General features: G+C 41.3%; 12 protein-coding genes. 11 read left to right on the top strand and 1 reads right to left on the bottom strand.

What is annotated here, in order from left to right:
* Positions 1–2: 2 nt before the first annotated feature.
* Together J2S10_RS23865 and pruA are read left to right on the top strand one after the other, a co-directional pair.
* The gene (locus J2S10_RS23865; RefSeq protein ID WP_307413092.1) at positions 3–1,148 is read left to right on the top strand and encodes a CamS family sex pheromone protein; all 1,146 of its coding nucleotides are present in this window, start codon (positions 3–5) and stop codon (positions 1,146–1,148) included.
* 119 nt (positions 1,149–1,267) lie between these two features.
* A complete protein-coding gene (pruA, locus tag J2S10_RS23860; protein ID WP_307413090.1) occupies positions 1,268–2,815 on the top strand; it encodes an L-glutamate gamma-semialdehyde dehydrogenase in 1,548 nt (515 codons plus the stop codon).
* Positions 2,816–2,946: 131 nt separating this feature from the next.
* Here the strand turns inward: pruA and J2S10_RS23855 are convergent, their stop codons facing one another.
* Positions 2,947–3,699 carry a hypothetical protein gene (locus J2S10_RS23855; RefSeq protein WP_307413087.1) on the bottom strand — a complete coding sequence of 251 codons (753 nt, stop codon included), beginning with the start codon at positions 3,697–3,699 and terminating at the stop codon, positions 2,947–2,949.
* A gap of 397 nt (positions 3,700–4,096) precedes the next feature.
* On the opposite strand from J2S10_RS23855, the gene J2S10_RS23850 reads away from it, so the two are divergent.
* The 9 genes from J2S10_RS23850 to aceB all read left to right on the top strand — a co-directional run bounded on the left by J2S10_RS23850 (position 4,097) and on the right by aceB (position 14,048).
* Positions 4,097–4,330 carry a hypothetical protein gene (locus J2S10_RS23850; protein WP_307413086.1) on the top strand — a complete coding sequence of 78 codons (234 nt, stop codon included), beginning with the start codon at positions 4,097–4,099 and terminating at the stop codon, positions 4,328–4,330.
* Between the two features lie 20 nt (positions 4,331–4,350).
* Positions 4,351–5,337, top strand: a complete 987-nt coding sequence (locus J2S10_RS23845; RefSeq protein ID WP_307413082.1) for a hypothetical protein — start codon at positions 4,351–4,353, stop codon at positions 5,335–5,337.
* Positions 5,338–5,540: 203 nt separating this feature from the next.
* Positions 5,541–7,970 (top strand): nitrite reductase large subunit NirB, encoded by a 2,430-nt coding sequence (gene nirB, locus J2S10_RS23840; protein WP_307413080.1) that lies wholly within the window; start codon positions 5,541–5,543, stop codon positions 7,968–7,970.
* Positions 7,967–8,287 (top strand): nitrite reductase small subunit NirD, encoded by a 321-nt coding sequence (gene nirD, locus J2S10_RS23835; RefSeq protein ID WP_307413078.1) that lies wholly within the window; start codon positions 7,967–7,969, stop codon positions 8,285–8,287. Before nirB ends, nirD begins: the two co-directional genes overlap by 4 nt.
* Positions 8,288–8,325: 38 nt before the next feature.
* Positions 8,326–9,774 carry a uroporphyrinogen-III C-methyltransferase gene (cobA, locus tag J2S10_RS23830; RefSeq protein ID WP_307413076.1) on the top strand — a complete coding sequence of 483 codons (1,449 nt, stop codon included), beginning with the start codon at positions 8,326–8,328 and terminating at the stop codon, positions 9,772–9,774.
* A 2-nt stretch (positions 9,775–9,776) separates the two neighbouring features.
* Entirely contained in the window at positions 9,777–10,472 is a 696-nt protein-coding gene (locus J2S10_RS23825) for a sirohydrochlorin chelatase (RefSeq protein WP_307413074.1), read from the top strand.
* Positions 10,469–11,086: a precorrin-2 dehydrogenase/sirohydrochlorin ferrochelatase family protein gene (locus tag J2S10_RS23820; RefSeq protein ID WP_307413072.1), complete on the top strand. Its 618-nt coding sequence runs from the start codon at positions 10,469–10,471 to the stop codon at positions 11,084–11,086. The genes J2S10_RS23825 and J2S10_RS23820 overlap by 4 nt, the downstream gene beginning before the upstream one ends.
* A 97-nt stretch (positions 11,087–11,183) precedes the next feature.
* On the top strand, positions 11,184–12,233 hold the full coding sequence (locus tag J2S10_RS23815; protein ID WP_307413070.1) for a glycoside hydrolase family 15 protein: 1,050 nt from the start codon (positions 11,184–11,186) through the stop codon (positions 12,231–12,233).
* 222 nt (positions 12,234–12,455) lie between these two features.
* Entirely contained in the window at positions 12,456–14,048 is a 1,593-nt protein-coding gene (aceB, locus tag J2S10_RS23810) for a malate synthase A (RefSeq protein ID WP_307413069.1), read from the top strand.
* Positions 14,049–14,062: the final 14 nt, after the last annotated feature.

Genomic DNA, 14,062 nt, shown 5'->3' with positions numbered 1-14,062 from the left:
ACGTGAGAAAACTCTCATTGCTCGCTCTTTCCCTTGTTTTTTTGCTTAGTGCCTGTGCACCAAACTTTCAACAACAAGATCAGGTGGTACAAACAAAAAATTCATCAAAAGGGAAAGCGATTATTCCAAAATATAATATTTCAGATAATTATTATCGGACCATTTTGCCGTTTGAGCCAGGGGAAACACGCGGTATGACGGTTGCTAATCTTAATACAAGATATGATATTGACGAATTTGAAACAGGCTTGATGAGAATTGCCCAGAATAATTTTCCTACGGACAAATATTTGTTCCGTGAAGGCCAGGAAATTAAGCGGGATACGGTTAAGCTTTGGTTAAATCGCAAGTTTACGGCGGGACAATTAGCTGCAAATAAAATGAAAGATTCGGATAATATTGGGTTAAATCCAACTGATGATGGAAGCGGGACTACCCCGATTTATTTATCTCAAATTTTAGAGCACGATTATTTAACAAAAGATGATAAAGGGAATGTTTCGCTTGGCGGTGTGACTATAGGTCTTGCCTTAAATTCAGTTTATTATTATCAAACAGTGCAATACGGTCCAACTTATGAGAAAATAATTCCTGTTAATGAGATGGAAAGCCAAGGAAAAAGTATTGCAGCAGAGGTAATTAAGCGCCTGCGTAGTATGAAGGACTTGCAGAATGTTCCAATTACGATCGCATTATTTGCAGAGCAAAGTAAATCATCTGTAGTTCCAGGGAATTTCTTCGCGTATGCTGGGGTTGACAAAGGCAGTGCGAATATTGGTAATTGGCAGCCCGTTAATGAAAAGTACTATTTGTTTCCTTCAACAGACGCTCAAGATGCCCATCGTGATGATGTTACGGCGTTTTTAAACTTTAAACAGGACGTGGAACAGTACTTTCCAAACTTTAATGGGGTTATTGGCAAAGCTTTTTATGTTGGTGACCAATTACAGAACTTGGATATTACAATTCCAATTCAATTTTATGGTAAAACGGAAGCAATTGGTTTTACTCAATATGTTACTGGGCTGGTTATGGAGCATTTTCCTAAGTATATAGCTGTTTCGGTAAGCGTTACTTCCGTTGACGGGCCGGAAGCGATTATTGTCCGCAAAGCAAATGAAACTGAACCGTTTGTTCATATTTATTGATGAGAACTGGCATATAAGCCAGTTCTTTTTTTCAGGTTTGAATCGTTGATACTAAGAAATGAATCATGTAGAATGGAAAATGGATGTAAACGTTTTTAATACATAGGAGGGTTTAAGAAATGGTACAACCTTACAAGCATGAACCATTCACAGATTTTACGACAGAAGAAAACCGCCAGGCCTATCTTAAAGGGTTAAAAACAGTTGAAGGTTATTTAGGTCAGGATTACGATCTTTTCATCGGCGGAGAAAGAATTTCTACAGAAGACAAAATTGTTTCCTATAATCCTGCGAATAAAGAAGAAGTAATCGGCAGCGTGTCAAAAGCAAATAAAAATCTTGCCGAAAAAGCAATGCAGGCTGCTGTTGAAGCATTTAAAACTTGGAAAAAGACAAAACCGGAAGTTCGAGCAGATGTGCTGTTTAAAGCAGCAACGATGATTCGCCGGCGGAAGATGGAGTTTTCTGCACTTTTAACAAAAGAAGCAGGGAAATCATGGAGAGAAGCCGATGTTGAGGTAGCTGAAGGAATCGACTTTCTTGAATATTATGGACGCCAAATGCTGGCTCTAAAAGATGGCGTACCAGTTAATAGCCGTCCAAATGAATATAACCGTTATCACTATATTCCACTTGGGGTGGGAATTATCATTTCACCATGGAACTTCCCATTCGCCATTATGGCAGGTACTACGGTAGCAGCCATTGTATCCGGTAATACCGTTCTATTAAAGCCAGCTTCAACAACACCGATTGTAGCGGCTAAATTCGTTGAAGTGATGGAAGCAGCAGGTCTTCCAAAAGGTGTACTAAACTTCGTACCGGGCAGCGGTGCTGAAGTGGGCGACTACTTAGTCGACCATAAAGATACCCGTTTCGTTAGCTTCACAGGTTCACGTGAAGTAGGACTACGCATTTTTGAACGTTCATCTAAATTGAACGAAGGCCAAATTTGGATGAAGCGTTTGATTGCTGAAATGGGCGGAAAAGATACAATCGTTGTGGACAGTGAAGCAGATCTTGAGCTTGCTGCACAATCGATTATGGCATCAGCATTCGGTTTCTCCGGCCAAAAATGTTCTGCATGTTCCCGTGCGGTTATTGTAGAAGATGTGTACGATCAAGTATTGAACCGCGTTGTTGAATTAACCAATCAATTAACGATTGGAGATCCGGTAGACACAGGAAATTATACCGGACCGGTTATCGATAACAGTGCTTTCAAAAAAATCATGGAATACATTGAAATTGGTAAGCAAGAAGGTAAATTAATGGCCGGCGGTGAAGGGGATAGCTCTAAAGGCTACTTCATTAAACCAACTATCATTGCTGACCTTGATCCAAAAGCCCGCATCATGCAGGAAGAAATCTTCGGACCGGTTGTTGGTTTCACAAAAGCAAAGAATTTTGATGAAGCAATTGAAATTGCCAACAATACGGAGTATGGTTTAACAGGAGCGGTTATCACAACAAACCGTGCCCACATGGAGCAAGCCCGTGAAGACTTCCATGTTGGTAACCTTTATTTTAACCGCGGCTGTACAGGTGCAATTGTTGGCTATCAGCCATTTGGCGGCTTCAATATGTCTGGAACGGACTCAAAAGCAGGCGGCCCAGACTACCTATTACTTCATATGCAAGCAAAAACAACATCTGAAATGTACTAGAAAGAATAAACCTCTTCTCAATTTGGGAAGAGGTTTAATTATGACTTTAAAACAGGGCTAATCTGGAAAGTTATGTCCTTTAAATCTACTTTCAAGGACAGTTCGATCTTTTCCTAATGAAGTTTTGTCCTTCACCCTACATTCTTCATCTCCGGTACATCGACAACAAATGGAACCACTATCACCCGGTTTTCATACTGAAATTGCCCCCATATTTTATATACCCCTTTTTTCGGGAAAAAGGTCATAAAGGTAACCTTAGGGCCGGTCCCTTTAGCGGTCATAGGATGAATATGCAGGTATTGCTTTAAATCCTTGCTTATTGCCACGCAATGCCCCATGGCCCCTAAATAGGGCTGCAGGTTTTTAATTGGTTTATTTGTAGCAGCATCACTTAACGTAAAGGTCATATTCAACGACATGCCCGACATTAATTGATCAAATGAAAGTGTTGCTTTTACCCCATCGACAACTTTCGTAAGCGTACTATCTTGAACAATTGATTTGGCTGTTGGGACAGGGCCGTCAATATGTAACCAATGTTTTTCAACACTGTTATCACCTGCACCGTGAGGAGTAACCTCTGCGATGAGCTGATAGTCACCGCCTGCAGGAAAAGCAGTGGTGATATCAAATTCACCATTCCCATTATATTCCGGATGGATATGAGAAAAATAGGATAAATCCTTATTTACAATAATAAGATGCATCAGCTTTTCATGGACAGTATCAAATTTTGTGATTGGCTTATTGGATTTATCTTTAATGAAAATGGAGATTGGAATGTTCTCGTTTGCTTTTAAAGGTTGCGAACCGGTTTTCCATTCTGACTTAATCGGAATCACATTCATTTGCATGGAACCCATGTTCGTTTTTTTGTCCATTGTCGACTTCGGGACTCTTATAGCATTACAGGCTGTTAGGATGACAACAGTAAAAAGTGAAAATATGATTAGGATTAAAAATCGTTTCAGATGGCATTCCCCTTTCATGAACCAATGAAGTTCATCTGCGCTGATTCCAATTGATTTAAGGTTGGTTTTCCAATTAAATTTTATTCAGACAACATGGAGAAGTAAAGGATTAAGGCAGGTACATGCAGTCTTATGTAAATTTAATTTTTATTTAATCCTTTATTCACAAGCATCGTTTATAATAGAATTGATACGTTTTTCCTATTTAACCCAATAGGTCCAAGATATGTAAGGGATAATAGTTTAATTCGATAAGGGCAAAAATAGGGTTAAACTCAAGAATGATTATTTTGGAGGGGGCAAAAAATTGTTACCACATTATTTACTGCATGTGACAGCAGTGCCTCATACTGAAAGCCCAAGTTTAATTTGGTCATTAGTAGCAGGTAATCTCTTTCTAGTGATTGCAGGAATTGTATTTATCTATAACTTATTTAAACAAAAAAATGTTCGAAATTCGGGAATTACGTTTGGACTTGCGCTACTTCTTAATTATATCCTTGTGGCAATATACGGAACGATTTTTGACCTGTTAGGTTAAGGAAAAAGGGAGGTAGAAGTTTGAAATATTACCGCTTATGGGTAACTGCATTTTTATTGAAATTTATTGGCTCTGCATGGGATGCGTCATATCATTTTAAATATTTATTTGAAGAATATTCGATTCCACATATTGTGAATTTTTGTGGTTTTACACTTGGAGCTTTTTTGCTGGTCAAGGAATGGAGACAGCTCCATTATATGGACCGATTTTCCCGGAATCTGATTACCATTGGCTATTCCTTATTTTTAATTGGGATTCCGTTAGATTTTAGCTATCATATCGCCTATGGCATTGATTTAACCACTTGGAGCCCAACCCATTTTATTTATTATATTGCTACAGACATTATGATTATTGGTGTGTGGCGCGGATTTAATAAATTTACGGAAAATGAAAAGCCGACTTGGAGGTCACTGCATACTTGGTTTGCGATGTTCCTGCTTGAATGCTTGGTATTCCCGAATATGCAGCAGGAGAACGGGGCAATTTCGTATAACCAATATATCCATCATCAATCGATTGCTTCGAAAGAAATCCTGGCACTGATTTCAAACCCTGAATCACAAATTTTTGGGGGCATCCCCGAATGGGTTTATCCGATTTTTTCAGTAGCGATGGTTTCCCTACTAACTGTATTAGTCATCCGGCTAATAGGTGACTATACAATACCTGTGATGGCGACAGCTCTTTATGTATTATTACGATTTATCGGCAAAACCATATTTCTTGCTATCCACTATCCAACATCGTATGTTCCGGTTACACTTATATTTATCCCGATTTTCTATTTAGTGTTTAGAAGGGATGATTGGTTGGCAGGGCTTGCCGGGAGTTTGTTTTACTTCCTAACCTTGTTTACCATTAATCGGTTGGGTTTGCTGATTACACCCCCATTGAAAGTATGGGAGCTCATACCGGTTGTAGTCGTCGGCATTTTGGTACCGGTGGTAAGTTCGTTGGTGAAACGAATACCACAAAGGCAAAAAAATAAACAGACGGCGTAGAGATATATTTAAAAAAAGAGGATGTCCTATTTAAAAGGGTCATCCTCTTTTGTTGTTTATGACAATAATGTGAAGTTTTTCACAAAAACTGTTGAAATGTGATGTACTTCACAAATTTTTAAAACGCGGGAGATTACAATTTAGCTATAGAAAAAACCTACATTAAACGTAAACATTAATTGATTAATAGGGAGAGACCCAACATGAAAAAATTAGTTATGGTCGGGAACGGAATGGCCGGAGTTAGAACCATCGAAGAAATCCTGAAAATTTCTCAAGATCAATTTGAAATTACTATTTTTGGTCAAGAGCCATACCCAAACTATAATCGGATTAAGTTATCTAATATCCTTCAGGGAGACACAAGCTTTGAAGACATTATCATAAATCCATTAGATTGGTACAAAGAAAACAACATTCAATTATTTACAGGGGAAGCGGCTGAACGGATTGATGTGGAAGGGAAAATGATTTTTACAGATAAAGGCCGTGCAGTAGAATACGATGAACTGATTATTGCAACGGGATCAAATTCTTTTATCCTGCCAATTCCGGGTGCGGACAAAAAAGGCGTTACAGGATTTCGTGATATCAAAGATTGTGAAATGATGATCAAATCAGCAGGCGAATATAAAAAGGCGGTTGTCATAGGTGGCGGACTTCTCGGATTAGAAGCAGCCAGAGGATTACTAAACCTTGGAATGGTAGTTGATGTTGTCCATTTGATGCCTGACTTGATGGAACGCCAGTTAGATTCAGTTGCATCCGCGATGTTGAAAAAAGAACTCGAAGCACAAGGTATGAACTTTTTAATGGAAAAACAGACAGTTGAAATCCTTGGAGATGAGCGGGTAACAGGTCTTCGTTTTAAAGATGGATCCGAAATTGAAGCCGACCTTGTGGTCATGGCAATTGGGATTAAATCCAATACCGGGTTTGCGAAAAACAGCGGAATTTACGTAAATCGTGGAATTGTTGTCAATGACTATATGGAAACAAGTGCACCGAATGTATACGCAGCAGGTGAATGCGCAGAGCATCGGGAAATCGTCTACGGCCTCGTTGCTCCATTGTACGAGCAAGGCAAAGTCCTTGCAGGAAGAATTTGTGGGGTTGATGTAGCTCCTTATGAAGGGTCTGTAACAGGAACACAATTAAAGGTTGCAGGCGTAGACCTCTTCTCAGCAGGAGAGATTTTTGAAGACGAAACGACAAAAGCAATTAAAGTTCACAATGAATTTGATGGCATTTATAAAAAGATTTTAATCAGAAATAATCTGATTGTCGGTGTTGTTTTATATGGAGATACAAAAGATAGCACCAAGTTATACCGGATGCTGACAAAAAAGGAAGACGTCAGCGGAATGACGAGCATTTCCATTTTGCAAACTGAATGCGACGCCGGAGGAAGTGACGATGTTGCCTCCATGCCGAATGATGAATTAATTTGCGGCTGTAATGGGGTCACCAAAGGCGCAATCGTTGATGCCATTCAAGCAAAGGGGTTAACGACACTTGATCAGGTTAGCCATTGTACCAATGCAGGCCGTTCTTGCGGACGCTGTAAGCCGATGGTCAGTCAAATTCTTGCCCTTACGCTTGGTGATAAGTTTGATGCTGCAGCAGCGGCAAAGATTAGCCTTTGCGGTTGTACTCACCTGAGCCGCGATGAAGTGGTAGCTGAAATTAAAGCCAAAGGGTTAACAAGCGTTAAAGAAGTCATGAATGTGCTTGAATGGAACAATGAAGAAGGCTGTACAAAATGTCGTCCTGCTTTGAACTATTACCTTGGCATGATTTACATGGATACCTATAAGGATGATCGTGATTCCCGCCTGGTAAATGAAAAAATGCATGCCAATATCCAGAAGGACGGAAAATACTCTGTTGTTCCAAGAATGTATGGCGGGGTAACAACTGCAGCAGATTTGAAGAAGATTGCAGAAGTCGCTGAAAAATATGATGTGCCACTAGTCAAATTAACGGGCGGACAACGAATCGGTTTGTTTGGAGTGAAAAAAGAAGATCTTCCAAGTATGTGGGAAGAGCTTGATATGCCATCCGGTTATGCTTACGGAAAAACACTTCGTACCGTTAAAACATGTGTCGGGGCTCAATTTTGCCGCTATGGTACACAGGATTCTATGGCATTGGGTATTGAGCTGGAGAAAAAGTTTGAACGTCTTGATACACCGCATAAAGTCAAAATGGGCGTATCTGCCTGTCCAAGGAACTGCTCTGAAGCAGGAATTAAGGATATTGGTTTTGTTGGTATTGACGGTGGCTGGGAAATTTATGTTGCCGGTAACGGCGGGGTTGACCTTCGCCCTGGAGAATTATTATGCACGGTAAAAAACCAAGCTGAGGTTATGGAAATGACAGGTGCCTACCTCCAGTACTACCGTGAAACAGCTAATTATCTTGAACGTACTTCTAAATGGATCGACCGTGTCGGCTTGAAGCATGTGCAAGAAGTTCTGGCAAATGAAGAAACCCGCAAAGCATTAAATAGCCGTATGGACCAAACATTACAAAAATACATTGAGCCTTGGAATGAAGCAATCCAAAGTGAAGAAATCCAGGATAAATATTATGCAAAACACACCATTATGGTAGGGAGTGAAGGTAAATGATTTCAACAATAACCCGTATTCCTGTAGCAAACTATTCTAATCTTAAGGTAAGAGCAGGCTATTCAATTAAAATTGATGATAAAGAAATCGCCTTATTTAAATTAACAAACGGTGAAGTATATGCGATTGAGAACCGCAGTCCACACCCAAAAGGCGGCGTGCTTACCGAAGGACTCGTTAGCGGTGAATACGTTTTTTGCCCGGTTTATGATTGGAAAATATCATTAACAGACGGTAAAGTTCAGGCACCGGACGTAGGTCAAGTACGGACATATCAGGTTGAGGTAGATAACGACATTGTTTTTATAGTAATCTAAGAGAATAAGTATCGGTTGAATGGAAGGAAGGCTGCAGGATGAAAACAGGAAAAGTATTTCTAGTAGGAGCAGGGCCCGGGGATATTGGTTTAATTACGGTAAAAGGGTTGGAGGCCATTAAGCAAGCAGAAGTCATTTTATATGACCGGCTTGCCAATCCAAAGCTATTGGAATTTGCCCCGGCTGATTGTGAATTGATTTACTGCGGCAAATTGCCTGACCGCCATACATTAAGACAGGAGAATATTAATGATCTTTTAGTAGCGAAAGCGTTAGAAGATAAAATGGTTGTCCGTCTTAAGGGCGGAGATCCCGGTGTTTTCGGCCGTGTAGGTGAAGAAGCGGCAGCCCTGGCCGACTATCAGATTCCCTTTGAAGTCGTTCCCGGCATATCGTCGGGGATTGCAGCCCCCCTCTATGCGGGAATTCCTGTTACTCACCGTGAGTATGCGGAATCGTTTGCGGTCGTAACCGCCCATGATAAATCAAAAGACGGTAAGCCATTACTCCACTGGGAAGGCCTGGCACGCGGCGTTGATACGATTGCCTTTTATATGGGTGTCGGGAATTTACCGTTTATTTGTGAAAATCTCATTACGCATGGCAAGCAGGCTAACACCCCCGTTATCTTAATTCAATGGGGTACATTTGGCCGTCAGAGAACATTGCAAGGGACGTTGGCAGATATTACAGCTAAGGTTGCGGAAGCAAAGTTTAGCAATCCTGCGATTATCCTCGTAGGTGAAGTCATTTCACTCCGTGAAAAAATAAGCTGGTTCGAGAAAAAGCCGTTGTATGGCCGGCAAATCGTGCTTGCTCGTACAGGTGAAAGCCCCAGCCAATTAGCAAAAGAACTTCAGGAGCAAGGTGCAGATGTTATTGAGTTTCCTAAATGGAAAAAGACAGCAGTGCCAGTTGATCTTGAAAAAGCATCTGCCTATGAAAAAATTCTCTTTGCTTCCCCGGAAAGTGTGGGTGAATTTTTCTCAGCTCTTGTGGAAAATAGGGTTGATATTCGGAACATAAACGCCGACTTCTTTGGAGCCTCTGTCAAAACAATTAAAGCATTAAATGAGCGTGGATTTTGTGCAAGTTTGGCTGCTGAGATGCCTGATTCAGGGGAATTGCTCATTATCGGTGATGACAGCATTTTGAAAAATAAACCGGAATATGGCGACACTTTAGTTACGAGTAAAAAGGTAGTGGATTCGCAATTCTTTCCGATTTTTAAAAGAATGTTGGAAGAAGCAGAGGTAAATACGATGGTGTTCCCAAGCAGTGCAGCTGTCGAACCTTTTTTTGAGGCGTTAAAAGAATGTGAGATCGATGCGCGGGAATTTTTTAAAAGTTTACACGTAATTTGTATGGGGAAACAAACGATGGCTGCCGTTGAAACGGCGGGGCTAAAGCAAGCGGAGATGCCCGAAAAAGCAACAAAACAGGCATTGATTGCTTTATTAGCGGGAAAGCCTTTTGTGGCCGAATGACAATGGAAGCAATCATTTATATTGCCCATGGAAGCCGTCGGACAGCTGCAAATGAGAAATTTATTTCTTTTATACGAAGGATAAAAAATAAGCCCGGGGGGGCTATCCACGCTTATGGATTTCTCGAACACGCCGAACCATCAATCTCTCAGGCGATTGAGATGTGCATCGATAAAGGCGCTAATAAAATAACGGTTGTCCCCGTATTACTTTTGCCGGGAATTCATGCGAATGAGGATATTCCGAATGAATTCAAAGGCTATCCTGATATTGTGTTCCGATATGCCGAGCCGCTTGGTGTCGATGAAATAATGGTTGAGGTATTAATGGATAGGCTGAAAGCGGCGGGATTTGAGCAAACTGAGGATAATGCTGTCCTGGTTGTAGGGCACGGGAGCAGAGAGCAAGAAACGGCTATTGAATTTGAAACACTGGCACGGAGGCTGTCCGGGGAGATGAACGTAGAGGTCCACACTGCCTATTTAACTACCCCTGTTTTCTATCTTGAAATGGTAGAGAAGCTAGTGGATAAAAGAATCTATGTTCTCCCTTATTTATTGTTTTCAGGCGGATATAAGGCCAAAATGGAGAAAGAATTACGAATGTACGATGAGAGCATTAAGCTTTGCGACCCTGTTGGTTTTGATGAAAAGTTAATTCCGCTTATCCAAAAGAGGGCAGGTGAGGTGAGGACATGATGGAAATCTACCCGATAATGCTGCGGCTAAAAGGGAAAAGAATAGTCGTTGTTGGCGGCGGGAAAGTGGCAGAGCGAAAAGTAGCCGGCTTGCTTGGGACAGGAGCGAGGATTATATTGATTTGCCCTGAAGCGAGTGATGGACTAAAGCAACTTGCGCTTGATGGAAAAATCGATTGGAGGCAAAAGTCTTTTTCCGAAAGCGACCTTCAGGATGCGTTTATGATTTTTGCGGCTACAAATGATACGGAATTAAATCGTTTGGTGAAAAATTCAGCGGCGGATCATCAGCTTGCAACCATTGCGGATGACCCTAATGGCTCAGATTTCCATGTACCATCCCACTTGAAGCGAGGCCGTTTAAGTATTGCCGTATCGACAGGAGGCGCGAGCCCGACACTTGCGCGCAAAATCCGTCAGCAGCTTGAATTGCAATTTGATGACTCCTATGAAAGTTATCTCGAATTTCTTTTTGAGACGCGAAAATGGATTTTGAATGAAGTGGAAGATGCAGCAATTAAACGTAATCTTTTAAAAGCGATTGTAAGCCCGGAGTTTTTAAACAGTAAAAATCGGGATGAAGATTTTCAGCGATTATATGAAGAGTTAAAGTGAAGCAGGTACCCTGAGGCGGGTACCTGCCTTTTTGCGTATAAAAAGTTATCGATGTGGCTAGAAAGAATGGTAAAAAGAAAGAAACTGAGGGGCAAAAATGAACGAAAAGGTTTTCAATAGTTATCAAATTCTGGATCATTTACGTCTGCCGCATGGTTTGTATGTAGCTTCCCCGTCTACAGACTACAGTTATGTTTGGTTACGTGACTCCTTCTATATGTCTTTACCTTATTTGAATCAGTGTAATGGTATTTATGAAATGACCTATCATCGGATATTGGATTTATTTAAGGAATATGAATGGAAACTGGATATACATACAAGGCAAAAGCCGATAGAGCAATGGGAATACATTCATTCCAGGTATTCAGCCCATGATGTCAGGGAAATGGAATCTCCATGGGGGCATGCTCAACACGATGCGGTTGGAGCAATTCTTTGGGGAATTGGGAAGGGGGAGAAAAGCGGAAAAAGAATCATCCGAGATGGAAAAGACCACGAGATTGTTCAAAAACTTGTGGGCTATTTAGGATGTGCCGAGTATTGGGATGATGCTGATAATGGAATGTGGGAAGAGTGGAGAGAGGTCCATTCCAGTTCAGTTGGTGCTTGTGTGGCAGGGCTTCAGGCAGTTAGAGACCTCGTCTTTGTTCCGGGAGAATGGATTGCCAATGGATATCAAACCCTGTCCTCACTATTTCCGCGTGAAAGTAAAGACCGAACATACGACTTAGCCCAAATGAGTTTAGTATACCCTTACCGTGTTTTGAGCAGAGAAGCAGCGGAAGTGGTGGTCGAACAAACTGAAAGCTATTTGCTGCGGGAACGTGGTGTCATTCGATATAAGGGAGATTCCTATTATTCAACAGTGGAACATGAGGGAAGGCATCATGAACTTTCATTTTATTTTGATACGGAGGCAGAGTGGACATTTGGCCTTCCATGGCTGGCACTATGCCATTTAGAATTAGGAAACATCGAAAAAGCAGGGGAGTATATTAAAAAAACTGAGAATGTAATGCTCAGTGATGGAAGTTTGCCGGAATTGTATTTTGCCAAATCAACAAACTATAATTCGAATACACCATTAGGGTGGGGAAGCGCCATGTACATTTTGGCAAAAGAGAGATATGAGAGAATGATCTAACTAAAAAAAGTGTTAAAAGGCTGTCGATCGTAATCGGCAGCCTTTTTGGTAATTCCTATTGAAGGTAAACCAAATGGATGAGATTAAAATAAAAATGCTACTATAGGTTTATTTTTCCTATTTTTATAAAATTTTCTGAAAAGTAGTTCCTTTTTTGATTTTTGTGTTATATAATACAAAGCGAGGATAGATACTGTAGTATAACAAGAGGTGATAAAGTTCATGTCCACGCAAACAACAGGTATTAAAGTAGTCGGGCCCTTGAGAGCCCAGTATAAAGAGATTTTGACGCCTGAGGCATTAATTTTTATTGAAGAACTCGAGCGGAATTTCGGTGAAAGAAGAGTGGAGCTGTTACAGTACAGACGAAAACGCCAAGAAGAAATCAACAGCGGAAAGCTCCCGGATTTCCTTCCGGAGACAAGAAATATCCGGCATGGAGACTGGACGATTGCGCCTCTGCCTCAAGACCTTCAAGATCGCAGAGTAGAAATTACAGGACCGACTGACCGGAAAATGGTCATTAACGCCTTAAATTCGGGTGCGAAAGTTTTTATGGCCGATTGTGAGGATGCTACTTCTCCGACATGGGAAAACATTGTCGAGGGACAAATTAACTTACGGGATGCCGTAAATCGGACTATTTACTATGAAAATCCCTCAGGTAAGAAATATGAACTGAACGAAGAAACAGCTGTACTGTTTGTAAGACCCCGCGGACTGCACCTGGAGGAAAAACAAGTGTTATTGGATGGCAAACCAATCTCCGGTAGCTTTTTCGATTTCGGGATGTACTTTTTCCATAATGTGAAAAACCTACTTGCTGGAGGAACAGGTCCCTATTTTTACCTGCCAAAGCTTGAAAGTCATCTAGAAGCAAGGCTTTGGAATGATGTATTTGTATTTGCGCAAGAAAAGCTTGGGATTCCAAATGGAACCATTAAAGCAACTGTCTTAATTGAAACCATCATGGGCGCATTTGAAATGAATGAAATTTTATATGAGCTAAAAGAACACTCGGCGGGCTTGAACTGTGGGAGATGGGATTATATTTTCAGTTACTTGAAAAAGCTGCGTAACCACAAGGATGTCATATTGCCTGACCGTTCCCAAGTAACGATGACCGTTCCATTTATGCGTTCCTACTCGATGCTGACGATTCAAACCTGTCATCGCCGCAAGGCACCGGCTATTGGCGGGATGGCAGCGCAAATTCCAATTCGTGATAACCCTGAGGCAAACGAAGAAGCCTTTCTTAAGGTCCGTGCCGATAAAGAGCGCGAAGCACGAGATGGGCACGATGGGACATGGGTTGCCCATCCGGGTCTTGTACCGGTTGCCCTGGAAGTATTCAACCGCGAAATGCCCGTAGCCAACCAAATTCATACAACCAAGCAACAGAAAATAGAAGTTACTGCTAAAGACTTACTTGAAATACCCGGTGGAAACATTACGGAAGAGGGCGTACGGGTCAATATCAATGTGGGGATTCAATATGTGGCTTCATGGCTATCCGGCAGAGGGGCAGCGCCCATCCATAACTTAATGGAGGATGCCGCAACAGCGGAAATTTCACGGGCACAGCTGTGGCAGTGGATTCGCCATCCGAAGGGTGTTTTACAGGACGGTCGAAAAGTAACTGTCGACATGTATGAACAATACAAGGTTGAGGAATTGGAAAAAATTAAACAGGAAATCGGTGATACAGCCTATAAGAATGGCCGATTTACTGAAGCTATCGAACTGTTTGATCAACTGATTTTGAATGATGAGTTTGCTGAGTTTTTAACCCTACCCGGGTATGAGCTTCTATAAAAAATATTTTAATA

The organism is Neobacillus ginsengisoli, from assembly GCF_030813055.1.
The sequence above is the reverse complement of the archived record's forward strand: the minus strand, read 5'-3'. Positions and strand labels throughout refer to the sequence as shown.